We start from the raw sequence: 25,316 nt of genomic DNA on the forward strand, positions 1-25,316 counted from the left end.
AGTGATTCAGAAGTGAACCGTCCCATTCAGGGAAAAGCTTTGAATGGAACTGTGAAAGCTGCCGATCGCAGAAAATCTGGAACGGCAGCGCAACCAAATTACACTGTGGGAATCTTCCACAGCAACACGAGGAGAAAAAAGAATGGAAGAAAGAATTCAGGCAATCTTAAAAGAGCGTTTTGGAAGAGATCTGGACAACTGCACAAAGAGCGAAATCTTTGAAGCCCTGATGGTTATCACCAAACAGGAGATGGCAGGTCGTAAAAGAAACACCGGAAATAAGAAGCTGTATTATATTTCAGCAGAGTTTCTGATCGGAAAACTGCTGTCCAACAACCTGATCAACCTTGGTATGTACGAGGAAGTAGAAAAAGCACTCGCTACTCACGGAAGAGAACTGACGGAGATCGAGGAGATGGAGATGGAGCCGTCCCTTGGAAACGGAGGCCTTGGCCGTCTGGCAGCATGCTTCCTTGATTCCATCGCAACACTTGGATTGCCGGGAGACGGTATCGGCCTTAATTATCACTTCGGTCTGTTCCGCCAGCTTCTGGTCGATCACAAACAGAAAGAAGTGAAAAATCCATGGATCACAAATGAGAGCTGGCTCGTCAGACAGCCGGTATCCTTTGCAGTTCCGTATAAAAACTTCACGATGCATTCTACCCTGTATGATATCGACGTACCGGGTTACAACAATGGCTGTAACCGTCTGCATCTGTTCGATGTAGACACGGTAGATGAGAGCATCGTTCCATCAGACAGCATCAACTTTGACAAGCATCAGATCCAGAAAAACCTGACACTGTTCCTCTACCCGGATGACAGCGACCGTGCCGGACAGCTGCTTCGTATCTACCAGCAGTATTTCATGGTCAGCAACGGTGCACAGTTCATCCTGATGGAGTGCGAGCAGAAGGGCTACGATCTGCATAAGCTGTATGATCACGTTGTGATCCAGATCAACGATACCCATCCGTCCATGGTCATTCCGGAGCTGATCCGTCTGCTGCAGGAGAGAGGCTTTACCATGCAGGAAGCCATTGATGTTGTAAGCAAGACCTGTGCTTACACCAACCACACCATCCTGGCAGAGGCACTGGAAAAATGGCCGATCGATTACCTCGAGGAGGTTGTTCCGCACCTGATGCCGATTATCCACGAGCTGGACGCACAGGCAAAGAAGAAATACAAAGATGAGAAAGTAGCGATCATCGACAAGGATCAGCGCGTCCACATGGCACACATGGATATCCACTACGGATTTTCTGTTAACGGCGTTGCAGCACTGCACACCGAGATCCTGAAAAACTCCGAGCTGAAACCGTTCTACGATATTTATCCGGAGAAATTCAACAACAAGACAAACGGAATCACTTTCCGCCGCTGGCTGCTGCACTGCAACCGTGAACTGGCACAGTATATCGAGAGCCTGATCGGACCGGGATTCAAAAAAGATGCCGACGAGCTGGAAAAACTGCTCAAATACAAAGACAACAAGAAGGTTCTTGCAAAACTTGAGGAGATCAAACACAACCGCAAACTGGATCTCAAACAGTTCCTGTATGAGACACAGAATATCGCGCTGGATGAAAATTCCATCATCGATGTACAGGTAAAACGTCTTCATGAGTACAAACGCCAGCAGATGAACGCCCTGTACGCTATTTACAAATACATGGATATCAAGAGCGGCAACAAGCCGAAAACCCCGATCACCATGGTATTCGGTGCAAAGGCTGCACCGGCTTATATCATCGCAAAAGATATCATCCATCTGATCCTGTGCCTGCAGGAGCTGATTGATAACGATCCTGAGGTAAGCCCGTACTTCAAAGTGATTATGCTTGAGAACTACAACGTATCAAAAGCTGCAAAGGTGATCCCGGCAGCAGATATCTCCGAGCAGATCTCCCTGGCATCCAAAGAGGCTTCCGGAACCGGAAACATGAAATTCATGCTGAACGGTGCCCTGACGCTTGGAACAGAAGACGGTGCAAACGTTGAGATTGGCGATCTTGTCGGAAAAGAGAACATCTACATCTTCGGAAAGAAACCGCAGGATGTCATCGACCTGTACGCAGATGCTGCTTACTGCTCAAAAGACATCTATGACGAAGATCCGGAGATTGCAAAGCTGGTTGATTTCATCGTCAGCGATGAGCTTCTTGCTATCGGCGACAAGGTTTGCCTGGAGAGACTCTACAAAGAGATCTTGAACAAAGACTGGTTCATGACGCTGCTCGACCTGAAAGAGTACATCAAGACAAAAGAAAGAGTATACAAAGACTACGAGAACAAAGATGCATGGAACAAGAAGTGCCTGATCAACATCGCAAAAGCAGGCTTCTTCTCCTCCGACCGTACCATTGCACAGTACAACGAGGATATCTGGCATCTGGCATAAGTGCAGAACATGCATACAAAACGCCGCCGCAGACGATTCGGTTCGTCCGCGGCGGCGCTTTTTAATGTAATTTTTATGAAAGATTCAGCCGTCTGCTTAAGATATAGCGGCAGATCAGGAACAGAACAACGCAGAGCACCACGGTGATGATAAGTGTGGAAACCGAGGATGTGGTAACCACAGCAGTCGGTGTGGAGTCCTGGAAAACACGGACGATGCTGATTCCGCCGAAGATCTGGATCACGGTAGTCATGCCGATGTAAGAGAGGACAGCCGTCAGAATTTTGTGGCTGGATACCAGGCTTCCGATGCTGATGGCGGCATAGAACAGAAGAATGCCAAAGAACAGCGAAGCGAAGAAGCCAACGATGGAAAACAGTGCCATACCGATGTGGTTCGTGATGCCGATCAGGGAAAAAGCAGCATCGGCAACACCGGTAATCTGTGCCCAGAGATAGGACAGAAAATCGGAAAAGGTCATGGTCTTGTTGTAAAAAAGCAGGGTGTTTGCGGTAAAATACCGGATTGCGGACGGCAGAAGCAAAAAAGCGAAGGAAGCGAGAACGGAAAGTGCGTTTAAGATGCTCCATGCGCCGAAAACCAGCATTTTGGAGAGAATATGATCCGTTGCCGATACCGGAAGGACGTTGGTCAGATACCCTTCGTCGGTAAAAAGATTTTTATAGTAGCGCTGGATCATCAGCACCTGTGTCATGACGGATGCGGCGATCACAATCAAAACGTACGCAAACAGATAGAGGACGATCAGCAGATCTGGCAGCTCAGAAATCTGGGAAAAGAGGAATCCGAAGCCTCCGAGAGCGCCCATGAAAATGGCGGCACCGTTCAGCAGCGCCATGTTTTTCCAGCATGCTTTCCACTCATGTTTCAGACATTTTTTTAACATTTGAATACCTCCCTGAAATAAGAATCAATCGATTCACCCTCCTGCATCCGGATATCCTCAACCGAGGCGTGCAGTTTTAACTGGCCCTCCTGGATAAAGATGACCTCATCGAGAATATTTTCGACGTCGGAAATCAGATGTGTTGAGATGAGGATGGATGCGTCTGGTTCGTAGTTGTTTAAAATCGTAGATAAAATGTAATCGCGTGCTGCCGGATCGACGCCTGCAATCGGCTCGTCGAGGCAGTAGAGCTTTGCGCGGCGGCTCATCGTGAGGATGAGCTGGACTTTCTCTTTCGTTCCCTTCGACATCGTTTTCAAACGGTCCTTCGGGCTGATTTTTAAGGATTCCAGCATGGCATTGGCGCGGGACATGTCAAAGTCCTCAAAGAAATCGCTGTAATACGTTAAAAGATCCGAGACGCGCATCCAGCTGCCGAGATACATTTTATCCGGCAGATAGGAGACGATCCGTTTTGTCTCAATACCGGGATGATTTCCGGCGATGAGGACTTCACCCTCACTCGGGGTCAGCAGTCCGTTCAGCAGCTTTAAGAGCGTCGTCTTTCCGCTTCCGTTGGGCCCCAGCAGTCCGATAATTTTCCCGGAATCCAGGGAAAGGTTGAGATGATCGAGCGCGGTGTGGTTTCCGAAGCGCTTCGTCAGGTCTTTACACGTTATAAGTTCACTCATGATTTTCTTCCTCCTCAATCGTTTCGGCAAGTAGCTGCCGGATTTCCTCCGGGGTTATGCCGAGCTGTTTCATGTGGGCAACAAAAGCAGATACTTCTGCGGCGGCAAGTTCTTTTTTCATCTGATGAATCAACTCCTTATCTTCGGTAATAAAGCGTCCGCTGGTCCGCTGGGAATAGATCAGTCCGCTGCGTTCCAGTTCGGAAAGCGCTTTCTGCATTGTGTTCGGGTTGACGGCGGCCTCCTGCGCGAGATCGCGGACGGACGGAAGCTTATCGCCCGGCTGATAGCGCCCGGTGATGATGTCCATCTGTACCCGCTCGATGATCTGCAGATAGATCGGCCGCGAGGAATCAAGATTCCATGGCATATGGCATTCACTCCTTTTGTACTACTGTATTAATTTGATAGTACAATCATACAATCGGTTTATGGATTTGTCAAGAAAATTAAGAAAAAATTTTAGATTTAGAGGTTAAATTGTGGTAAACTAAGCGTAAGTGCGGCACATTAGTATTAGAAGAAAAACCGCAGAAATGGTTCCGTCTAAAAAGATGGATGAAGGGAGAAATATGGCAGAAATTAAACTGAAAAAAAGAGAAGAGATGGATCCGGCGTACTGCTGGGATCTTTCGAGTTTGTTTGGTAGTGATGAAGAATTTGAGAAAACAGAGCAGGAGCTTGCGAAGAAAATAGAAGCGTTCCGCGCAAAACAGGGAACAATGAAAGAGAGTGCAGAAGCGCTGTATGACGTTCTTTCCGGTCTGGATGACATCAGCCGCGTCTTTTCCCGCCTGTATGTCTATGCAAGCCAGAAATATCACCAGGATATGGGAAATCAGAAGTATCAAGGCTATGCCGGAAAGATGGACAGCATGATGGCTGTTCTTGCGGATGCCTCTTCTTTCGTAGAGCCGGAGATCCTGGAGCTTGACGAGGAGACGGTTACAGAATTTGAAAAAGCATATGAGCCGCTCCGTCTGTACGATCGCATATTAAAAGAAAACTTCCGCAAGAAAGAGCACATTCTCTCGCCGGAGATGGAGGCGGTTCTTGCAAAAGCCGGAGAGATGGCATCCAGCCCGGATCAGATTTTCTCGGCATTTTCGAACGCAGACCTCAGATTCCAGCCGGTCACGGATGAAGAGGAAAATCAGGTTCCACTGAGCCACGGCACCTTCGTCGGATTTTTACAGTCGAAGGACCGCCGGGTCAGAAAAGAAGCGTTTGAGAAGTATTATGCGGAGTATGAAAAACACAAAAACATGCTCGCCGCAACGTTCGGTGCCAATCTGAAACAGGCCGCATTCTTTGCAGATGTAAGAAAATATCCATCTGCACTGGCTGCATCGCTGGATGGCGGAAATATCCCGGTTTCGGTTTACGACAAGCTGCTCGAGGCGATTCATGCAAAAATGCCGGCGATGTACCGCTACGTGGCACTGCGTAAAAAGCTGCTCGGTGTGGATGAACTTCATATGTATGATGTTTACGTTTCTCTGACGAAAGAGTACGAGCAGAAATATACGTATGAGCAGGCGATCGAGATCGTGAAGAAAGCGCTTGCCGTGCTCGGGGATGATTATGTGGCACTGCTGGACAAGGGCTTTTCGGAGCGCTGGGTGGATGTTTATGAGAACGAAGGAAAAAAGAGCGGTGCTTACTCCTGGGGTTCTTACGATTCCCATCCGTATGTGCTGATGAGCTTTAACGGAAATATCGATTCGGTCTTCACACTGGCGCATGAGATGGGCCATTCGCTGCATTCCTGGTATTCGAACCATACACAGCCGTTTACGTATGCGGAGTACCGCCTCTTTGTCGCTGAGGTGGCATCAACCTGCAACGAGGCACTGCTGATCCGCTATCTGCTGAAGCATGCGAAAGAAAAAGAGGAGAAGATTTTCCTGCTGAATTATTTCCTGGATCAGTTTAAGGGAACGGTGTTCCGCCAGACGATGTTTGCGGAGTTTGAGAAGCGGATTCATGAGAAGATGGCAGAGGAAGGCACGCTGACGGCGGACGGTATTTCGGAGCTGTATCTGTCGATCAACAAGGAGTATTTCGGACCGGATATGATTTCGGATCCGCAGATCGCGCTGGAATGGGCGAGAATTCCGCATTTTTATACACCGTTCTATGTATATCAGTATGCAACGGGATTTTCGGCGGCGATTGCGATCAGCAGCAAGATCCTGGCAGGGGAGCCGGGTATCGTGGAGAAGTACAAACAGTTCTTAAGCGGCGGCTGCTCGATGGATCCGATTGACCTTTTGAAGATCTGCGGCGTCGATATGACGAAGCCGGAGCCGGTGGAAGAGGCGCTGGATGTGTTTGCTTCTTATGTGGAGGAGCTGGAGAAGCTGACCGCGGAAGCGTAAGCACAGGTTTTAAAGTTGCATAAATTTGATGGGAAATATGTGTGAAAAATATACAAAATTTGGCGCGTTTTTCCCTTGAAAAAGTTTTTGGATATGTTACAATATTATTACAGAGTAAAAATGGATGAGCTGGAAATTGAAAAATATTTGCGATTAAGAGGGAGAATTTCCGTATTTCTGTCGAATGCGGAAGATTAAACGTAAATTTTTCGGAATGCGGCTTTGCTCCTGTAAAAATGGGGAGCGGGCCGCGGCCGGCTATGAAAGAAATGTTACTGTTCATTCAGCAGTGAACTGTAACAAAAACAGACGGATAGCAGATGAAGTAAGGGTGAGAGTATGAATTTATATGAGGCTATTTTTGTTAGAAAATCAGTAAGGAATTATTGTTTTGATACGCTTCCGCCGCAGACTTTGGATAAGATTTGGGAGCATTATAAGGAGATGCCGGCACTGTTTTCGGGCATCGGTGTGGATATGGCGATTCTGGACAACAGAAAAGGGCAGGAGAGAATGCTCAGTATGTTCAGTGTGAAGGCGCCGTATTATATGGCTTTTTATTCGGAGGAGTCAGAACGATATCTGATGAACGTGGGTTATATTATGGAACAGATGGTGCTGTATCTGTGCAGTATCGGACTGGGAACCTGCTTTATCGGAAGTAATCGTGTGAAAAAGGCGGAGCTTGAGAAGAACGGAAAGCGGCTGGTGGGGATCGTCGCTTTTGGTAAGAGTCATGGTTCGCATACGAGACGGCAAAGTGAAGCAAAGAGACTGCCGCTGGAGGATCTTTGTGTGTTCAAAGAGGTGCCGCGACAGTGGATGACGCAGATGCTGGAAGCGGCGAGACTGTCGCCATCCAGTATGAACAGCCAGCCGTGGAGATTTGTGGTGTATGATAACAGGATTCATATTTTCTCGAAGAAGCACAGTGTGGAGAAGCTTCGGAAGTGGGATGAGGTGAATTTCGGGATTATGTTTGCAAATATGATGGTGGCAGCAGAGGAGCTGTGGCTGGATGTTGACCTGATCAGACTCGGGGATATTTCGCAGAAAAACTTCTCAAATAATCAGTATGTGCTGAGCGCGATTCTGAAGGCGTAGAGGTGAATACGGACGACCTCGCGTGGCTTCGTACCTGCGGTGCAGCGGGCGAGAAAAAGAGGGCGGAACTTGTGGCGTGGAATGGGCCCGGAAAAATGAGAATCAACGCAATTCGTCAGGAAACCTGATGGTTTCCCGACTCAGTGCGTTTTGACCTCTGGTGTTGTGCACCAGAGGTCATCCCATTTTTCCGGGCCCCTTCTGCGCTCACAGTTCTTGCCCTCTTTTTCTATGCCCGCTGCACCGCAGGTACGAAGCCACGCGAGGTCTGACGGTGGGGACGGGGGTAAAGCGTCTGGATCCGCCAGGAGGCGGATCGGCGTGAGCATGTGGGGTTGGGAGGACGGATGGAAAGGAGTCTGGATTCGTCAGGAGGGTGGTTCGGTGTGAATTTGTGGGGGGAAGACAGCTGTGCGGGTGTCTGATGGAGAGCGAAAATTGAGGGAATCGTAGATACTTTTGATTTTTTTTGAAAAAAATTGAAAATAGGTATTGACAAATGAGGGGAGTTCCTGTATAGTAACATTTGTAAGGTGCAGCGAGCACTTAGCAAGATAAAAATTAATAAATGCGCGAGTGGCTCAGGGGTGGAGTACAACCTTGCCAAGGTTGGGGTCGCGGGTTCGAATCCCGTCTCGCGCTCTGCTGGAAACCGGAATGTGTAAGCATTCCGGTTTTTGCGTTGTGGAAAAATAGATGAAAAAGAAATCTTATTTTTAAAACTTAAGAATATTGCATTTTAAATTTTCATATGCTATAATGCCGATAGGCAATGAAATGAATGGCTTGCAAAGTCAACAAAAGCCCCACGAGCTGCAACTCGTGGGGCTTTCTGTGCCTTTTGGGCAAGGCGGCTTAAACCTTAGGCTGGCTGCCAGTTATTTCTTACCGTCCAGCCATTTGCAGATATAGTAGGCTACTATACTTGCCATAACGGAAAGAAAAAATGAAATGAATAGTTCTTGCACTGTCAACCCTCCCTTCTCTGCCTGTCTGGGAGTGGCAACGTTCATTAGTATAACATACAATTCTTATTTCTAAAATAAAAAAATTCCCTGTTTTTATAAAAATTCAAGGCTTCGAAAAAAAGTTCTTGCCCGGTAGTTACTACCGTACGGTATGCTAAGGATAACAAAGCAAATCAGCGAAAGGGGAATGTAGTATGAACATTACGATGGAGAATTTTAAAACCGCAAAGTATGATGTGTTTTCTATTTTTGATGACCGCTGGGGTTTGTGTACTGCGGGTACGCCAAGGGAGTATAATACGATGACGATCGGATGGGGTACGATGGGGACGATCTGGGGACCGCCAAAGAAAGGAAAGCAGATCATTACCGTATTTATCCGGGAAAGCCGCCGGACGCATCAGATTCTGCAGAAGGAAGACGAGTTTACGGTCTGCTTTTTTCCAGAGAAATATCGGAAGGATCTTGGAATCCTGGGATCAAAATCGGGAAATGATGTGCCGGATAAGATCAGTCTGACCAGTCTGACACCGAAGATGCTGGGAAATGCGGTTGGATTTGAAGAGGCAGAGCTGACCTTTGTCTGCAAAAAAATCTATGCGGTCAGAATGGAGAAAGAAGATCTGCCGGAATTTACGCGCGATACTTTATATAAAGATGGCGATCTCCATTATCTGTATATGGGCGAGATTGAAGATGTCTTTGGCATGATTGAGGAATGAAACAGGAAAATTGGCGTGATGTATCAGTATTTCTTATCACAATCTTGTATATACTGCACCGGGCAGAAAGGCATCAGACTGCGTGAAATGCGGAAAATGTGAGAAAGTATGTCTGCAGCACCTGCAGATCAGAAACCTGCTGGAGGATGTGGTGAAAGAGTTTGAAGCGGAGCGTGCTTGAAAAAATTTCCGAAATTTACAAAAAGTACATCTGATCAGGGAGTAACCTGATCAGATGTACTTTTTTGTACGCAGTATATCAGAGTTTGATCCAAGGGGACCATTCTGCTGCAGAATAATTGGATTAATAGTTGGCTTTATAAGAATTTCTCTTTTCCGCCGTTACGCGGTGCATCCGCTCTGCCATTACAACCATCAGAATCAAAATGGCCATCAGGAATACCGGATACAGTCCGAAGGAAATATGCTGGCCGAGAACACCGAAAACCGGCGGCATCAGGCAGGTTCCGACGTAAGCAAAGGCCATCTGGATGCCGATGATTCCCTGGCTTAAGTCGGCACCGAAGTTTGCCGGTGTCTCGTGAATGATGGAAGGATAAATCGGCGCACAGCCAAGTCCGATCAGGATCAGGCCGATAAAAAGAAGGGAATCGCCAAACGGCAGCAGCATCAGAACCGCACCAACGGCGATGAAAAACTGTCCCAGACGAATCATATTCTGATCGTTCAGCTTCATGGTAACGAAACCGCAGATAAAACGTCCGATGGTAATACCAATGTAAAACAGGCTGGCCCAGCTTGCGGCACGCTGTGCATCAATACCGCGGAACAGCGTACAATAACTTGCAGCCCACATGCCAGCAGTAGATTCCACTGCACAGTAACAGAAAAAGCAGATCAGCACCTCTTTGACACCAGGAACACGGATCAGACTGGAAAAACTCCGCTCCGCCGGAACAGAGGTATCCTCTTCGGCAGCTCCGGCAGGTTTCTGCCAAAGAGGAAGGCTTAAGAACAAAACCAATGTCAGCACAATCTGGAAAATGGAAATGATGAGATATCCTTTGTTCCAGTTCAGGTGACTGATTGCCCAGCTCATCACAACAGGGCCGGTACTGCAGCCAACACCCCACATGCAGTGCAGCCAGCTCATATGGCGCGCCTTATAATGAAGCGCAACGTAGTTATTCAAAGCGGCATCGACGCTTCCGGCGCCGAGACCGTAGGGAATTCCCCAGAGGCACAGGGCCCAGAAAGAATGGCTGATGGAAAAACCAAACAGTGCCACAGCGGTTGTCAGAACACTGACAGCGGTGACCTTTCCGGTGCCAAACCGTGTGTTCAGCCGGTCACTGTTCAGACTGGAAACAATTGTTCCGGCAGAGATAATCATGGAAATGATACCGGCTGCGGAAACGGAAGTTCCAAGTTCCTGGTACATGACCGGCCACGCAGAGCCAAGCAGGGAATCCGGCAGTCCAAGACTGATGAATGCCAGATAAATGACAGGCAGCAAAAGTGAAACCATAGTAAAACCCTCCTAATAAAAAAATCATCGTAAGAAATCAGAAAAAAGAAAAGATATGCTTATTTCGGATTTCTGCAGATAGCAAGCAGGTACAGAAAATTTTCGTTAAGTTTAACGCAGAACCTCTGTACGCAATAATTTCAAGGTATCATACTTGAAAAAAAGAATCAATACTTTCTTTTCAGAAAACAAAAAAAGCGATATAGTAGAAGAAAGAAAATTCTTTCCCAAAAGCAAAGCGTGTTTGAAAAACATTTCTGCAGTTTGCAAAAAGCCTTTTTCAAATATGCTTCAGGAAAGAAATAAAAAACGAAACAAATAAAACGAGAGGGAGACATATGGAAACAAGAGTACTTCGCTATTTTCTTGCCGTAGCACGGGAAGAAAACATCAGCCGTGCGGCAGAGGTCCTGCATATCACGCAGCCAACCCTAAGCCGTCAGCTGTCCCAGATGGAAGAAGAACTGGGGGTAATCCTGTTTGAACGGGGAACTAGGAGAATCCGGCTGACAGATGCGGGGGTCCTGCTGCGCCGCAGGGCAGAAGAAATTATCGGGCTGATTGATAAGACAGAAAAAGAACTGGCAGAGCAGGAAGCACTGATCGACGGACGTGTGACAATCGGATGCGGAGAGACAAGGTCTGTGAATGTTCTGGCAGATCTGATCGAAACTTTCAGCCAAAAATATCCGAACGTGACGTTCGATCTGGTGACGGGAACCGCAGATGTATTGAAGGAGCAGATGGATCGTGGTCTGATGGATGTTGCACTGCTTCTGGAGCCGGTTGATGTGGGAAAATATGAGTTTGTGCGTCTGAAAGAAGGGGAGCGGCAGCAGGTGCTGATGCGTCCGGATGATCCGCTGGCACAAAAAGAAGTCGTACATCCGGAAGATTTAAAAGATCTTCCGCTGATTCTGCCAAGAAGACAGGATGTGCAAAATGAAATTACCAACTGGTTCGGAGCATATTATCAGAAGCTGAACATCCGATTTACCTGTAATATGCCGACAAATGGAGCAAAAATGGTTCGGAAGGGACTCGGTTATCTGATTACGGTGCAGGGCGTTTCCGAGCTATGGAAGGAAGAAGAGATTGTCGGACGATTCTTAGATCCGCCGATCATCTGCCGCAGTGTGTTTACCTGGAAAAGGGAACAGCCATTCAGCCTTGCTGCGACGAAGTTTATCGATCATATCCGGGAAAATTTGTGAAAACAGCCAGAAAATGATTTATTAATGTAAGTTATTTTTGTAATCTAATTTATTAGAAAAACTTTACAATCCGGGAAAAATCGTGTTACACTATAACAGAAAAGAAAGTATGTGCAAATCGAAACGGTGTAAAAGGACCATGGCCCGAATTACCGATACGTTTCGCATCACAAGGGAGAAAAAATACAAAAGAGAGGTAAACGACAAATGGGAGGCTTTTTTGGAGTTGCATCAAGAGAAGACTGTACGCTGGAACTGTTTTATGGAGTAGATTATCATTCTCATCTCGGTACAAGACGAGGAGGAATGGCGACCTATGGAGCAAATGGTTTCAGCCGTGCAATCCACAATATAGAAAATTCCCCGTTTCGTACAAAATTTGAGCGCGATGTAGCAGAGATGGAAGGCCATCTTGGTATCGGATGCATTTCCGACTATGAACCGCAGCCGCTCCTGATCCAGTCACATCTTGGAAGCTTTGCGATTACAACCGTTGGAAAGATTAACAACATGGACAAGCTCCTGGAGAATGTTTATGGAAACGGACGGACGCATTTCCAGGAAATGAGCACCGGACAGATCAATGCCACAGAGCTGGCAGCATCTCTGATCTGCAGCGAAAAAACGATTACGGAAGGTATTCGTCATCTGCAGGATGTGGTGGATGGCTCCATGACGCTGCTTTTGATGACGAAAGACGGAATTTACGCCGCCCGTGATAAAAAAGGCCGTACGCCACTTGTCATTGGTAAAAAAGAGGGCGCTTACTGTGCCTCCTTTGAAAATTTTGCTTACCTGAATCTTGGCTATACCGATTATCATGAACTGGGACCTGGAGAGATCGACTTTATCACACCGGAGAGCGTGGAGATGCTTGTTCCGCCGCAGGAGGAGATGAAAATCTGCTCTTTCCTGTGGGTTTACTACGGCTATCCGACAGCATCGTACGAGGGGATTAACGTCGAGGAGATGCGATATCACTGTGGTGCCATGCTTGCAAAACGTGATGCGGGAAGTGATGTTCACCCGGATCTCATTGCCGGTGTGCCGGATTCCGGTATCGCCCATGCGATTGGCTACGCCAATGAGTCTAAAATTCCATTTGCAAGACCGTTTATCAAATACACTCCGACCTGGCCGCGTTCCTTTATGCCGACCAATCAGGAGCAGAGAAACCTGATCGCACGCATGAAACTGATTCCGGTACAGGCACTGATCGATCAGAAAAAGCTGCTTTTGATTGATGATTCCATTGTGCGCGGTACACAGCTTCGGGAGACGACTGAGTTTCTGTATCAGAGCGGTGCAAAAGAAGTTCATGTCCGCCCGGCATGCCCGCCGCTGCTGTATGGATGCAAGTTCCTGAACTTTTCCCGTTCCAAATCCGAGCTTGATCTGATTACCAGACGGATCATCCTCGAAAAAGAAGGAGAAAATGCAGAAAAAACACTGGAGGAATATGCAGATCCGAAGAGCGACCGCTACGAATCCATGTGCCAGGAAATCTGCCGCCGTCAGAACTTTACCAGCCTCCGGTATCACCGCCTCGATGATCTGGTAGAATCCATTGGACTGCCGAAGTGCAAAATGTGTACCTATTGCTTTGACGGAAAAGAATAAAAAGGATATAATAGTTTTTAAGCAGGCCAACTGGCAGAATATTCTATGTAAGTGGAATCTGCCGGCTGGCCTTAAAAAATATTGGGGGCTTTTTTATGGCAATTACTATTCTGATCGTGGATGATGATAAGCTGCTGGTCGATAAGCTGGAAGAGACTGTGAACTGGAGTAAAATCGGAATCGATATGGTTTTTACGGCAAACAATATCCGCCAGGCGCAAAAACTGCTGGAAGAATATCCAATCGAAATGCTTTTGTGTGACATCGACATGCCACAGGGAAACGGGCTGGAACTGCTCGAATGGATCCGATATAAAAAACTGGATATCGAATGTGCCTTCCTGAGCAGTTATGCAAATTTTGCCTATGCACAGATGGCGCTGAAACTTTCATCCAGAGAGTATCTTCTGAAACCGATTTCCAATACAGATCTGGAAATCGCGCTTCTTCGTTTGGTCGAGATTGTAAAGGAAAAACAGCAGAAGACAAAAGCACAGGAAAATACAGAACAGAAAGAAAAGAAACTATGGGAAGATCTTCTGATCCAGTGTATGCAGGAAGAATACTGGATTGAGCAGGCAAAAAAGAAATATGACGATCCGGAAGAAAAATTCTGCCTGATACAGCTGCGTGTTCTGGAGATTCCTTCGAAAGAATATTATAAAAAAGAAATCAGTCTGGAGAATTTTGTGATTGAGAATGTCACGACAGAATTTTTTGAAACAAGAGGGCGGCGTGTGGAAGCCATTGTCCATGCCAGTGATCTGGAGTGGGCGATTGTACTGCGGAACGTGATCCGAAATGCAGGGGATGAAGAAAAACTGGAGGAATGGAGAAAGTGTCTTTCCGGTGCGGTTCCGGCAAGATTCTGTACCTATATGGGAAAACCCGTTACGCTGGAAGAGATTCCAAAAAGCCGGGATAAACTGGAAGAAATCGAAAAATACGCCGTGCCGGATGAGACAGGAATTTTGTACGAAGACCGCTGGTACTTTGTGGAACGTGAATATCAAAAGCCATCCTGGAAAACGTATCTTGCAGAAATGGAGCAGACGGACTCTGTGCAGCAGGTAAGGAAATCTCTGCAGGGCTATATTACACAGCGCCGGGCTGCGGGTGGAATGCGAAAAGATTTTACCGTTCGTTTTATCGGAGAACTGGTTCAGACGGTTTATGGCTATTTAAAAGACCGTGGAATCGCTTTTGAACAGATTTTTGAAAGAGAAGAATTCGAGCACAGAAGACGAGAAGCCTGTCTTTCTGTAGTTGGAAGCCGGGAATTTATCGAATATCTGTTTGCTGTACTGGAGGGACAGAAAAAGAGCGAAACACACAGCGACAATGTGGTGGATCAGCTGAAAAAATATATTGAACAGAATCTGGGAGAAGATCTCTCACGGCCGGTGCTGGCAGGAAAAGTCTTTCTTTCGGAAGATTATGTTTCCAAACTTTTTATGAAAACGACGGGAATGTCGTTGCCAAATTATATCGCCGAGCGCAGAATTGAACGGGCAAAAGAATATTTGCGCACATCATCCCTGCCGATTAGCAAAATTGCGATGGAAGTCGGGTACGGAAATTTTTCCTATTTCAGTAAAACGTTCCGGGAGCTGGTTGGATGTACGCCAAATGAATACCGGAGCCGTCAGAAATAACAAAAAAATGGTGTCAATAACAAAAAAACGTGATAGATAACAAAAAACAGATTTTACTTAAAAAAAGACGTTGCGAAAACGTCTTTTTTTTAATATACAGACTGCCGGAAAATGTTAGAAAAATGAGGCGAGTTTTTGTATAATATGTTCATCGGTTGAGACGAGAAAAAGAAATCTAAAGGAAAGAAGGGATGATATGTGAGCGCCAACCATAGTAAAACCAAAAAGAAGAGTTCCATAGGATTTGTAGAGGGAGTGAGAAGAAGCAGGCCATTATATTTACTGATGCTTCCTTCCATTATCATTTTTGCACTGTTTACGTACTACCCGATGTACGGAATTGTGATTGCATTTAAAAACTTTACACCTGCGGATGGAATTATGGGAAGCAGCTGGGCTGGACTGAAATACTTCAAACAGTACTTTAACTCCTATCAGTTCGGTCTGACCATTAAAAACACAATTATCATCAGTCTTTACACCATCGCGGTAACATTCCCGCTCCCGGTTATCATGGGACTGCTGGTTAACCAGATGAAGGCACAGAAGTTTAAAAAATTCTTCCAGGTATCAACCTACCTGCCGCACTTTATCTCCACCGTTGTTATGGCCGGAATGCTGATCCTGTTCCTTTCCCCGAGTACAGGTATTATCGCAAAGCTGGTGGGAGTGCTTGGATTCAAGCTCCCGAACCTGATGGGAAGTGCAAAAGCATTCCCACACATTTATGTATGGTCTGAGGCATGGCAGCATGTAGGATGGGACAGTATCCTCTATATCGCAACACTTTCCTCTGTAGACCCGACCCTGTATGAAGCGGCAACGATGGACGGTGCCAACAAATGGCATAAAATGATCCACATCGATGTTCCGGCTCTGCTGCCGACGGCAACCATCATGTTTATCATGAGAATGGGAAGCGTCATGAGCGTTGGATTTGAGAAGGTTTACCTGCTGCAGAATACACTGAACAGTACCTCAAGTGAGATCATTTCCACCTATGTGTATAAGATGGGTCTTGTGAGCAGCCAGTACAGCCTTTCCGCTGCAATTGGCCTGTTCAACAACATTATCAACCTGATTCTTCTTCTGGCAGTCAACTTCATTTCCAGTAAAATGAGTGATACCTCACTGATCTGACAGAATTTTGAGCCTACATAGGAATGGAGAGCAAAGATATGAGTAAAGCAAAAGCAGTATCAACAAATAAAGTAAAGAAATCCAGAGAAGACTGGATTTTCGATATCATCCTGTATACGATCGGCGTGCTTCTGATCATCATCACCCTGTATCCGATGTACTTCATCATCATTGCATCGTTCAGTGATCCGGCAGCCGTATCCAACGGACAGATTATGTTCCTTCCGAAAGGAGTTAACTTCAAAGGATACAAACAGCTGGCGAGCTATGCAAAGCTGTGGACCGGCTACCGTAATACGATTGCTTACGTAATTATGGGAACGCTTGTGACACTCGTTGTCAATGTTCCGGCTTCCTACGCGCTTTCCAGAAAGCATTTGTATGGAAGAAGATTTTTCACAGCATTTTACCTGATCCCGATGTTCTTCACCGGCGGTCTGATCCCAACCTACCTGGCAGTACAGAGATTTCATCTGCTGGACACCTTCTGGGTTATGGTTGTTCCGTTCTCCGTTGTAACGTATTACATCATCGTAGGACGAACGTTCTTCAACAACAGTATCCCGGAGGATCTCTGGGAGGCGGCGCAGCTGGATGGATGTGGATACCTTGGATTCTTCTTCAAGATTGTGCTTCCGCTTTCCAAAGCCGTTATCGCTGTTATTGCCCTGTGGGCAGCAGTAGGACAGTGGAACTCCTACTTTAATGCATTGATTTATATCCGAAGCGAAAGTCTGCAGCCGCTGCAGATTGTCCTTCGAAGCATTCTGGTCGGCAATCAGACCATGAGTGCCATGAGTACCGGCGCTGCAGCCGTTGAGGCAAAGCAGATGGCCGATCTTATCAAATACGCGATCATCGTGGTTTCCTCCGCGCCGATCATGTGTATGTACCCGTTAGTGCAGAAATACTTCAATCAGGGTGTTATGCTCGGATCACTGAAAGGCTGATCCTGCGGATAGGAGAGAAGTATTGCAAATAAAAATCATAAAGGAGAGATGATGATGCGAAAGAAAACAAAAATGGCCTGGAGCGTTGCTCTTTCGGCCGCAATGGCAGCTGGACTGCTTGCAGGATGTGGAAGTAATGGAGGAACGGAAAGTACGAGTGGAAGCACTGCAGCAAGTTCTGCAAAGACAGAATCTTCTGCCAGTGACACGACAGATACCAGTGACCGCCCAACCTACAAAATTGCAACAGTAAGATGGACCGATACCTGGCCGACCGATTTCCTGCATGAAGGCGTCATGAAAGAAATCGAGGACAAGATGAATATCAACATCGACTGGCAGGTTTATTACAACAGTGACTGGTCCGAGCAGAAATCTCTGCTGCTGGCTTCCGGAGACCTCCCGGATGCATTTCTTGGCTCCATCTGCTTAACACAGGCAGATATGGCACAGAACAAATCGGCATTCCTGGATCTGACAGATCTGATCGAAAAAGATATGCCAAACCTGAAAGCAGCCTTTGAGGCTGATCCGGAACTGAAAGCAGTCTGCACCAGCCGTGACGGAAGAATCTACAGCTTACCGAAGAAGCTTCCGCTTCGTCCGAAGGTTTGCGGCGATGTTATGTGCATCAACCAGGAATGGCTGGATAACTTAGGACTGGAAACTCCGAAGACCTATAAAGAACTGGAAGAGGTTCTTGTTAAATTTGCGACAGAAGATGCTGACGGCGACGGCGATCCGACCAACGAGATCGGTATCACAAATGCGGCAAGCAGCGGACTGTTAAGCGGCGATCTGCGCCACATCCTTTCCCCGTTCGGAACCATGGTAAGCCGTGACGGAAACTACATGGGACTGAATGGCGAAGGAAAACCGGTCTTCATGCCGATGGAAGAAAATTACAAAGAAGCAGTAAAATGGATGCGTCAGTTATGGGAAGAGGGCGTTGTTGACCCAGAGTACTTCACACAGGATGGCTCTATGCAGACAGCAAAACAGCAGGCTGATGGCGGTTCTCAGGTAGGTCTTATCTTTGGATGGACTGCAGACGCCCAGGTTGGTCCGAACGTAAATCAGTTTAAGACTCTTGAGGCAGTAGAAGGCTACGATGGAAACCACTACGTAGAAGCAGCAACCAATTACCTTGATATCTCCGACCGTGAGCTCATGATCTCCAAAGACTGTAAAGATCCTGACACCCTGCTGAAATGGGCGGATGAATTTTATACCGATCTTGCATCGTTACAGACCTTCTATGGTACGATCGGAAGCCAGATCACAGACAATGGCGACGGAACCTACAATGTAGATGTGCCAAGCGATGGATCTTCTCTGGATACTTCCGCATGGTCCAATTCCTTACGTGACTTCGGACCAAAATACATGAACGAGGATTTCTATGACAAAGTTTCTCTTCCGGAGGATCAGGGCGATGGTGTCAAACTGGCCGATGATGCAATCAATGAGAAATACGTTGATACTGAGAAAAACTGTGGATTCCCGATGGTTCAGTACACTGACGAAGACCTTTCCAGAATCACGGCAATCGGAACCGATATCTATAAATATGTAGAAGCACAGTATGCACACTGGGTAGTAGACGGCGGCATCGATGATGAATGGGATTCCTACATCGATCAGCTGAAAGCTATGGGTATTGACGAGTTCCTCCAGATTCAGACAGATGCTTACAATGCATACAAAGAAAATCTGGCAAAATAAACAGAAAATAACATTACCTGTAAGAAGCAGGCGTTGATCCGGCGGATCAATGTCTGAGGTGCAAAACAGCAGGAGAAACGGCAGGCCAGAAATGACCTGCCGTTTTTGACAAAAGGAGGATTTTTACATGTTTTTGGAAAAAGAGGGTAAGTTAATTTATTCTTACGATGGCGAGACCGTCTGCATCGAAGCGTGGGGAAAAGATGCACTGCGTGTGCGCGCGACAAAAAATCGAAGCTTTACCGGCCGCGACTGGGCGCTGGAAGCAAAGGACGCGCATGCGGGAGAGGTTGAAATCTTTGAGGATCCATCAGCAAAAGGCGGAGCCTTTGCCAATATGTACGAGGGAACGGATACTTCCTACGGAAAAATCACAAATGGAAAGCTTCATGCAGTGATCGATTCCGGCAGCGTCATTACGTTCTATCATGAGGATGGAAGAGTTCTGTTAAAGGAGCATTTCCGCCGTCTGCGCGATGAGGAAAGCATGCCGCTCAACATCATGGGACGCGAGTACAGCAACGGCGTCGGGGATAATTTCCGTATTGTAGCGCGGTTTGTAGCAAGAAAAGGTGAGAAAATCTTCGGAATGGGACAGTATCAGCAGCATGAGCTGGATCTGAAGGGCTGTATGCTGGAGCTGGCACAGAGAAACTCACAGGTCAGTGTTCCGTTCTATCTTTCCAGTATCGGCTACGGCTTCTTATGGAACAATCCGGGTGTCGGACAGGTGATGTTTGCGAATAATGGAACGGAATGGGTAACGGAATCCGGGAAAGAAATCGATTATCTTGTGATTGCAGGTGATACCCCTGCCGAGATCGAGGAGAATTATATGACGCTGACCGGAAAACCGCCGATGATGCCGGAATACGGCATGGGCTTCTGGCAGTGTAAGCTCCGCTACTGGAATCAGGAACAGCTTCTGTCTGTAGCAAGAAAATACAAAGAACTCGGTGTGCCGCTTGATGTGATTGTCGTTGACTTCTTCCATTGGACAAAGCAGGGCGAGTTCAAATTTGATCCGAAATACTGGCCGGATGTGCCGGGCATGTGCCGTGAATTAAAGGAGATGGGAATTCAGGTTGTTGTGTCGGTATGGCCGACCGTTGACATTTATTCCGAAAACTTCGAGGAGATGAAAGAGAAGGGCTATCTGGTTCGCACAGAGCACGGTGTACCGCTGACGATGCTCTGCGGTGGAAATGAAGTCTTCTTCGATGCAACCAACCCGGATGCAAGAACGTATGTCTGGGAAAAAATCAAGAAAAATTATTACGATCAGGGTGCAAAACTCTTCTGGCTTGATGTGGCAGAGCCGGAATACAGCGTTTACGATTTCAGGAACTACCGCTATCAGCTCGGAAGCGTACAGGAGGTCGGAAATGTTTATCCGAAATATTATCTGAAAGCGTTCTATGACGGCATGACGGCAGAAGGCGATACTATGCCAATCAGCCTGATCCGTTCTGCCTGGGCAGGCAGCGCGAAATATGGTGCGCTCGTATGGTCAGGCGATATTGTAAGTACCTTCGAGTGCTTCCGGCGCCAGGTACAGGCAGGGCTTAACATGGCGATTGCCGGTATTCCGTGGTGGACCACCGATATTGGCGGTTTCCACGGCGCCAGAACCGACGACCCGGATTTCCATCGTCTGTACATCCGCTGGTTTGAGTACGGATGCTTCTGTCCTGTCATGCGTCTGCATGGAAACCGCAATCCACAGGAGGGCTACGGTGCAGAGCAGATCGGCTCCGGCAGCGATAATGAGATCTGGAGTTTTGGCGATAAGGCATATGAAATTTCAAAGAAATATATTTTCCTGCGTGAGCGCCTGAGAGATTATATCCGGACACAGATGAAGAAAGCACATGAGGACGGAACTCCGATGATGCGGCCTGTTTTCTATGATTTCCCGACAGATCAGGAAAGCTGGAATGTGGAGGATGCTTATCTGTTCGGACCGGATCTCTATGTTGCACCTGTGATGGAGGATCACGTAACGGAGCGCGAGGTTTATCTCCCGGATGGAACAGCATGGTTTAACGCATGGACCGGAGAAAAGTATGAGGGAGGACAGAACGTAACGGTTGCTGCACCGCTGGATACTATTCCGGTATTCGTAAAAGAAGGAGCGGATGCAGAAAAGCTGCTGAACATTTTCTCTGAATAAGAGAATGTTACCGCTCACCGGTAGCAGGCGAACGGCAACAAAGAATCCTGTTCTCACCATGTGAAACACGGACTTTGCATGCACAAAGCGAAAAAATGTGATATAATGGGCTGTGTTACAAAGAACATAGCTGCAAATATATTCCGTGAGTGTAAAATGACTGCCGGAGCTGCGCGGTAAGGTGCGGCGTCCGGCAGTCGCTCTGCAGACAGAAAAAAGGAGGGGTGGATGCGCTTATGAATCTCTGGCAGAAAGGAAAACGAAGGATGCTGCGCAGCGTTCGAATACGCAGTTTGAAGGATACGTCCCTGCGGCTTGGAACTCCGGTTTTTCTGGTCCTGATGGGGCTTGTTGTCTGCCTGCTCTGGGGCGTTTGGGAAAACCGCAAGCTGGCAGATAAATATATTGCCGATACGGCAAAGCTCTATGTCGATCAGATCAACCGTGATATGTCGCAGATCAACAGTGAACTGATCTATCTGCTGGATTCTGACAGCAACATCAAAGAAATCCCGGATCAGATAACATCGACAGATGCTCAGTATTATGAAATGGAGCAGACGCTGCGGGAGCGAAACCGTGTGCTGAAAATCCGTTACCATGAGGTACAGACCTTCTTCGTCTACGGTCAGAAAGCCAATGTTCTGATTACGGACAGCGGAACTATGTTTACCGAGAGTAAGGGAATGACAACGCTGAATCAGATGCTGATGTCCTATCTGCAGATTATGACATCAAAGGATTCGATCAGCACACAATGGACCGTGATTACGTTTGGCGACGACGACTATATTGTCGGCTGGTACGCGAAAAACAAAAAAGTCATAGGCTGCGTCATCAATCTGAATCTGATTTTCCGGACCATCCGCGCCAAAACAGAGGAGTATGATGTCATTCCGTTTATGGTAGATGCCAGAGGGCGCGTGATGACGCAGGCAGACACATCGGAAAAATATAAAAATGAGATTATCGATTTTTCCAAAGCGGGAGAGAAAAAAGAGAAAAATGCGACGGTCTATTCCTACCAGCTTGGCACGGTCGGAAAAATCAATCTCATGGTTCTGCCGGGAGGCGGTATTCTTGAGAATGTACTGATTATGCAGATTGCATTCGTCGTCCTGATCGCAGTTCTTCTGATTGTCTGCGCATTGGAAATTACAGCATATTACCACCGGATTCTGGAACCGCTGGAAAAATTCGGACAAAAACTGGAGGAGCTGGAAAAAGAGCAGAGTCTGAATGACGATGGAAGCAACAATCTGTTAGAGCTGGAGTCTGTGAGCGGCAAATTCAAGGAACTGCTGCGGAAAATACAGGGATTGAAAATTGCGATCTACGAAAAAGAGCTTGCCGAACAGAAAGCCGAGCTGGAATACACGCAGGAACAGATCAAGCCACACTTCTTTCTGAACTGCCTGAGCCTGATCCATGGCATTGCGGATAAGAATAACGAAGGCGAGATCGTTGAGATCACAACGGTGCTGTCCGACTATATGCGCTACATTTTCCAGGATTCCAAGAAGCAGCGCGATGTGGAGGAAGAGCTGGAACACATTGAGGCATATATCCGCATCCAGAAGCTGCGGTACGGAGAAGAAGCCTTTTCCTTTGAAGCAACGACGGATGGTGATATCGGAGAATGGAAGGTTCCGTCTCTTCTGCTGCAGACACTGGTGGAAAACTCCGTAGTACACGGTGTATCCCTGGACCGGAAGAGTGAGATTTCCCTATATCTCACAAACGAGACGTACGAGGACGGTGAGTACCTCTACATCTGTATTTCCGACACCGGAAACGGATTTTCGAAAGAGGCACTGGATGCAATCGAAAACGACACGCCTATCATCTACCACGGCCGTCACCATGTCGGCATCTCCAATATAAAACGCCGCCTGGCGCTGATGTACGGCGAACGGGCGAGCATTACGTGCTCCAATATGGATGAAAATTACGGAGCCGTCGTAGAGGTGCGGCTGCCTAAAACAGAATAAAGCGAAAAGAAAAAAGGCGGGAACCCGGAGAAACATAGAGGGTTCCCGCCTTTTTGCGTGAAAAAACTGCAGGAGCTTCCGGAACCTGATGGCTCCGGGAAGCTCCTGCAAAGGGGGAGATGATTCAAAAACTGTTTTCTGTATCAGATACGGGAAACTCCGTCATCGGTATAACGCTCGTAGGAAGCGCCTTCGTATCCGACCATGCGGATGCTTTCCTCTTTGATATCCGGTATGGATTCTGCAAAATCAGCAACCGGGATTGCGCAGCCTTTGCGGATGAAGAGCGGAACCTCATTCAGGGCAACTTCTACATAGTGGATACCTTTTGGAAGAACCTCCTGGAACATGTTTCCATTGCCGAGGAATTTTACAAACATCATTTCTTCCGGCAGATATACGTAACGGCCGATGGCATTCTGGGTGTAAACCGGTGCGATCATGATCTCATTACCGATCATCAACTGATCTTCTGTATTTCTTGCCAGCTTGTCGTCTGGATAAACGAAAGCAAGCGGTTTGAAGTACATATCATCGTTTAAAGCAGCCTTCATGTACTCGCTGTACAGATACGGAACGAGGCGGTAGCGGACGCCGATGACGTTGCGGAAGTCTTCGATATGCTCAAACTGGTAAGGTTCCTGCTCACGTGTTCCGAGTGCAGCATGGTTTCTCATCAGAGGAGTGAAAACACCAAGTGCCAGCCAGCGGAGCAGCAGGTCTCTTGTAGTATTTGCACCGAATCCACCGAGGTCGGCTCCGGTATAAAGGAAACCGCACATATTGAGGGACGGCATCATCTTCAGGTTCAGCAGGATGTGTGACCACCACGAGCAGTTGTCTCCAGTCCAGATTCCGCCGTAACGGTGCATGCCGATGTAGGAAGAACGGGAGAACATCAGGATTCGCTTATCCGGGGAAATTCGTTCAAAAGCTTCACCGGCAGAACGTGTCATGTTGTAGCCAAACAGATTGTGTACCTTGTCATGGCGGACCTGTTCGCCGTTTACGTTGTGATAGAAGCGTTTATAGTCCTCATGGTTGTTTGCCAGTGCCTGAAGCTTTCCGCCTACCATGTAGTGCGGAACCTCCGGATCACCTTCCACATATTTCTTTGCAGTCTCCTTGAAATCAGCAAGGCCTTCCTGAGAATAGAAGATGGATGGCTCGTTCATGTCATTCCAGAAGGCATCGATTCCCTTGGAAACGAGAACATCGTATTTGTCACCAAACCATTTTCTGGCATCTGCATTTAAGACATCCGGGAAATGAGTCCAGCCCGGCCATACAGTAGCTTCGAAGTAGGAGCCATCCTCGCGGCGGCAGAAGTAGCCTTTTTCACAGCCCTCTTCGTAAATGTCATAACCCTCTTCGACTTTCACACCGGCATCGATGATCGGAACGAGATGGATCTTTTCTTTTTTCATATCCTGTACAAAGCCCTCGAAATCCGGGAAACGTTCTTCATTTACGGTGAAGTCCTTGTAATCCTGCATGTAGTCGATATCCATGTAAACCATATCGAGCGGTACATGGTTTTCGCGGTATTTTTTCACTACCGTGCGGAAATCATCCTCTGTTTTGTAGCCCCAGCGGCTCTGACCGTAACCGAAAGCAAACTTCGGAGCAATGTAGCTGCGTCCGATGATGCCGCGGAACTGTTTTACGATATCAAGATCGGAATCACCGGTGATCATGTAAACGTAGAGGTCTGCGTTTTCGCAGGAAACGGTCATTGTATCGGAAGTCGTGTAGCCGATATCGAAACGCAGGGTGCCCGGATAATCGAAGAAGAATCCTACGTGTGTCTTGCCGGAGATGATGATGAAGTTGTGTGCTGCATACAGAGAGGTTTTGCTCTCTACGTGATTTGGATCATCGGCGCAGTCACTGATGTAAAGAAAGCCGCGTTTGTTGATGCCGCGGTTGGCTTCGCCAAGTCCGAATACCATGTCCTCGTCAGCAAGCTTTGTAGTGAAGGAGAAGCCGTTCTCGGTGGAGAAGGTACCGTAATCAGGGTTTCCTTCGGAAGAGGGGATCTCTTTTACAACAGCTTCGGTTTCAAATGGGGTTCCGTAGACAAATTTTTTTACCATGTCATCCTCCTTGTAAAATAAATGGAAAATATAGTGTTTTGGTTAGGTTTAGCGCAACACCTTTGTAATTTTATTATAACAG

At 47.2% G+C, this 25,316-nt stretch carries 18 protein-coding genes and 1 tRNA gene; 14 read left to right on the forward strand and 5 right to left on the reverse strand.

Annotation, left to right across the window (positions count from 1 at the left end):
* Window positions 1-142: 142 nt before the first annotated feature.
* The gene (locus tag DXB83_RS11440; RefSeq protein WP_117760687.1) at window positions 143-2,407 is read left to right on the forward strand and encodes a glycogen/starch/alpha-glucan phosphorylase; all 2,265 of its coding nucleotides are present in this window, start codon (window positions 143-145) and stop codon (window positions 2,405-2,407) included.
* A gap of 73 nt (window positions 2,408-2,480) precedes the next feature.
* On the opposite strand, the gene DXB83_RS11445 is transcribed toward DXB83_RS11440, so the two are convergent.
* From DXB83_RS11445 to DXB83_RS11455, 3 genes are read right to left on the reverse strand one after another with little or no spacing between them, the layout of a single operon-like run.
* Window positions 2,481-3,314 (reverse strand): hypothetical protein, encoded by an 834-nt coding sequence (locus DXB83_RS11445; protein WP_117760689.1) that lies wholly within the window; start codon window positions 3,312-3,314, stop codon window positions 2,481-2,483.
* Window positions 3,308-4,006 (reverse strand): ATP-binding cassette domain-containing protein, encoded by a 699-nt coding sequence (locus DXB83_RS11450; protein ID WP_117760691.1) that lies wholly within the window; start codon window positions 4,004-4,006, stop codon window positions 3,308-3,310. Before DXB83_RS11450 ends, DXB83_RS11445 begins: the two co-directional genes overlap by 7 nt.
* Window positions 3,999-4,376 (reverse strand): GntR family transcriptional regulator, encoded by a 378-nt coding sequence (locus DXB83_RS11455; RefSeq protein ID WP_022462266.1) that lies wholly within the window; start codon window positions 4,374-4,376, stop codon window positions 3,999-4,001. Before DXB83_RS11455 ends, DXB83_RS11450 begins: the two co-directional genes overlap by 8 nt.
* A 202-nt stretch (window positions 4,377-4,578) precedes the next feature.
* Between DXB83_RS11455 and pepF the strand changes: the two genes are divergently transcribed.
* The 5 genes from pepF (at window position 4,579) to DXB83_RS11480 (ending at window position 9,181) form a co-directional block, all read left to right on the forward strand.
* Window positions 4,579-6,387 carry an oligoendopeptidase F gene (gene pepF, locus DXB83_RS11460; RefSeq protein ID WP_243038175.1) on the forward strand — a complete coding sequence of 603 codons (1,809 nt, stop codon included), beginning with the start codon at window positions 4,579-4,581 and terminating at the stop codon, window positions 6,385-6,387.
* A 339-nt stretch (window positions 6,388-6,726) separates the two neighbouring features.
* Window positions 6,727-7,491 carry a nitroreductase family protein gene (locus DXB83_RS11465; RefSeq protein WP_022462268.1) on the forward strand — a complete coding sequence of 255 codons (765 nt, stop codon included), beginning with the start codon at window positions 6,727-6,729 and terminating at the stop codon, window positions 7,489-7,491.
* A gap of 2 nt (window positions 7,492-7,493) precedes the next feature.
* Window positions 7,494-7,619: a hypothetical protein gene (locus tag DXB83_RS17025; protein WP_279221691.1), complete on the forward strand. Its 126-nt coding sequence runs from the start codon at window positions 7,494-7,496 to the stop codon at window positions 7,617-7,619.
* 442 nt (window positions 7,620-8,061) lie between these two features.
* Window positions 8,062-8,133, forward strand: a tRNA-Gly gene (locus DXB83_RS11470).
* 520 nt (window positions 8,134-8,653) lie between these two features.
* Window positions 8,654-9,181: a flavin reductase gene (locus DXB83_RS11480; RefSeq protein WP_117509337.1), complete on the forward strand. Its 528-nt coding sequence runs from the start codon at window positions 8,654-8,656 to the stop codon at window positions 9,179-9,181.
* Window positions 9,182-9,485: 304 nt separating this feature from the next.
* On the opposite strand, the gene DXB83_RS11490 is transcribed toward DXB83_RS11480, so the two are convergent.
* Window positions 9,486-10,670 carry an MFS transporter gene (locus DXB83_RS11490; protein WP_055227985.1) on the reverse strand — a complete coding sequence of 395 codons (1,185 nt, stop codon included), beginning with the start codon at window positions 10,668-10,670 and terminating at the stop codon, window positions 9,486-9,488.
* Window positions 10,671-11,008: 338 nt separating this feature from the next.
* Between DXB83_RS11490 and DXB83_RS11495 the strand changes: the two genes are divergently transcribed.
* The 8 genes from DXB83_RS11495 (at window position 11,009) to DXB83_RS11530 (ending at window position 23,138) form a co-directional block, all read left to right on the forward strand.
* Complete coding sequence (locus DXB83_RS11495) at window positions 11,009-11,884, forward strand: LysR family transcriptional regulator (protein ID WP_055227986.1); 876 nt, start codon at window positions 11,009-11,011, stop codon at window positions 11,882-11,884.
* Window positions 11,885-12,091: 207 nt separating this feature from the next.
* Window positions 12,092-13,504, forward strand: a complete 1,413-nt coding sequence (locus tag DXB83_RS11500) for an amidophosphoribosyltransferase (protein ID WP_117813789.1) — start codon at window positions 12,092-12,094, stop codon at window positions 13,502-13,504.
* A gap of 95 nt (window positions 13,505-13,599) precedes the next feature.
* The gene (locus tag DXB83_RS11505; protein WP_117813791.1) at window positions 13,600-15,159 is read left to right on the forward strand and encodes a response regulator transcription factor; all 1,560 of its coding nucleotides are present in this window, start codon (window positions 13,600-13,602) and stop codon (window positions 15,157-15,159) included.
* 198 nt (window positions 15,160-15,357) lie between these two features.
* The gene (locus tag DXB83_RS11510) at window positions 15,358-16,299 is read left to right on the forward strand and encodes an ABC transporter permease (RefSeq protein WP_227093647.1); all 942 of its coding nucleotides are present in this window, start codon (window positions 15,358-15,360) and stop codon (window positions 16,297-16,299) included.
* Window positions 16,300-16,337: 38 nt separating this feature from the next.
* A complete protein-coding gene (locus DXB83_RS11515; RefSeq protein ID WP_118666577.1) occupies window positions 16,338-17,249 on the forward strand; it encodes a carbohydrate ABC transporter permease in 912 nt (303 codons plus the stop codon).
* A 54-nt stretch (window positions 17,250-17,303) separates the two neighbouring features.
* Complete coding sequence (locus DXB83_RS11520) at window positions 17,304-18,974, forward strand: extracellular solute-binding protein (RefSeq protein WP_158579811.1); 1,671 nt, start codon at window positions 17,304-17,306, stop codon at window positions 18,972-18,974.
* A 127-nt stretch (window positions 18,975-19,101) separates the two neighbouring features.
* Window positions 19,102-21,147 (forward strand): glycoside hydrolase family 31 protein, encoded by a 2,046-nt coding sequence (locus DXB83_RS11525; RefSeq protein ID WP_118697655.1) that lies wholly within the window; start codon window positions 19,102-19,104, stop codon window positions 21,145-21,147.
* A 236-nt stretch (window positions 21,148-21,383) separates the two neighbouring features.
* A complete protein-coding gene (locus DXB83_RS11530; RefSeq protein WP_118697656.1) occupies window positions 21,384-23,138 on the forward strand; it encodes a sensor histidine kinase in 1,755 nt (584 codons plus the stop codon).
* A 143-nt stretch (window positions 23,139-23,281) separates the two neighbouring features.
* Here DXB83_RS11530 and DXB83_RS11535 read toward each other — a convergent pair whose 3' ends face one another.
* On the reverse strand, window positions 23,282-25,234 hold the full coding sequence (locus tag DXB83_RS11535) for a glycoside hydrolase family 31 protein (RefSeq protein WP_117813798.1): 1,953 nt from the start codon (window positions 25,232-25,234) through the stop codon (window positions 23,282-23,284).
* Between the last annotated feature and the right edge of the window lie 82 nt (window positions 25,235-25,316).

The sequence above is a fragment of the Blautia sp. OM06-15AC genome (assembly GCF_003481425.1).
GTDB classification, from domain to species: domain Bacteria; phylum Bacillota; class Clostridia; order Lachnospirales; family Lachnospiraceae; genus Fusicatenibacter; species Fusicatenibacter saccharivorans.

What these genes read in the sequence shown, in the direction of transcription:
- DXB83_RS11440 (WP_117760687.1), top strand. Translation starts at nt 143, where the DNA reads ATGGAAGAAAGAATTCAGGCAATCTTAAAAGAGCGTTTTGGAAGAGAT.
- DXB83_RS11445 (WP_117760689.1), bottom strand. Translation starts at nt 3,314, where the DNA reads ATGTTAAAAAAATGTCTGAAACATGAGTGGAAAGCATGCTGGAAAAAC.
- DXB83_RS11450 (WP_117760691.1), bottom strand. Translation starts at nt 4,006, where the DNA reads ATGAGTGAACTTATAACGTGTAAAGACCTGACGAAGCGCTTCGGAAAC.
- DXB83_RS11455 (WP_022462266.1), bottom strand. Translation starts at nt 4,376, where the DNA reads ATGCCATGGAATCTTGATTCCTCGCGGCCGATCTATCTGCAGATCATC.
- pepF (WP_243038175.1), top strand. Translation starts at nt 4,579, where the DNA reads ATGGCAGAAATTAAACTGAAAAAAAGAGAAGAGATGGATCCGGCGTAC.
- DXB83_RS11465 (WP_022462268.1), top strand. Translation starts at nt 6,727, where the DNA reads ATGAATTTATATGAGGCTATTTTTGTTAGAAAATCAGTAAGGAATTAT.
- DXB83_RS11480 (WP_117509337.1), top strand. Translation starts at nt 8,654, where the DNA reads ATGAACATTACGATGGAGAATTTTAAAACCGCAAAGTATGATGTGTTT.
- DXB83_RS11490 (WP_055227985.1), bottom strand. Translation starts at nt 10,670, where the DNA reads ATGGTTTCACTTTTGCTGCCTGTCATTTATCTGGCATTCATCAGTCTT.
- DXB83_RS11495 (WP_055227986.1), top strand. Translation starts at nt 11,009, where the DNA reads ATGGAAACAAGAGTACTTCGCTATTTTCTTGCCGTAGCACGGGAAGAA.
- DXB83_RS11500 (WP_117813789.1), top strand. Translation starts at nt 12,092, where the DNA reads ATGGGAGGCTTTTTTGGAGTTGCATCAAGAGAAGACTGTACGCTGGAA.
- DXB83_RS11505 (WP_117813791.1), top strand. Translation starts at nt 13,600, where the DNA reads ATGGCAATTACTATTCTGATCGTGGATGATGATAAGCTGCTGGTCGAT.
- DXB83_RS11515 (WP_118666577.1), top strand. Translation starts at nt 16,338, where the DNA reads ATGAGTAAAGCAAAAGCAGTATCAACAAATAAAGTAAAGAAATCCAGA.
- DXB83_RS11520 (WP_158579811.1), top strand. Translation starts at nt 17,304, where the DNA reads ATGCGAAAGAAAACAAAAATGGCCTGGAGCGTTGCTCTTTCGGCCGCA.
- DXB83_RS11525 (WP_118697655.1), top strand. Translation starts at nt 19,102, where the DNA reads ATGTTTTTGGAAAAAGAGGGTAAGTTAATTTATTCTTACGATGGCGAG.
- DXB83_RS11530 (WP_118697656.1), top strand. Translation starts at nt 21,384, where the DNA reads ATGAATCTCTGGCAGAAAGGAAAACGAAGGATGCTGCGCAGCGTTCGA.
- DXB83_RS11535 (WP_117813798.1), bottom strand. Translation starts at nt 25,234, where the DNA reads ATGGTAAAAAAATTTGTCTACGGAACCCCATTTGAAACCGAAGCTGTT.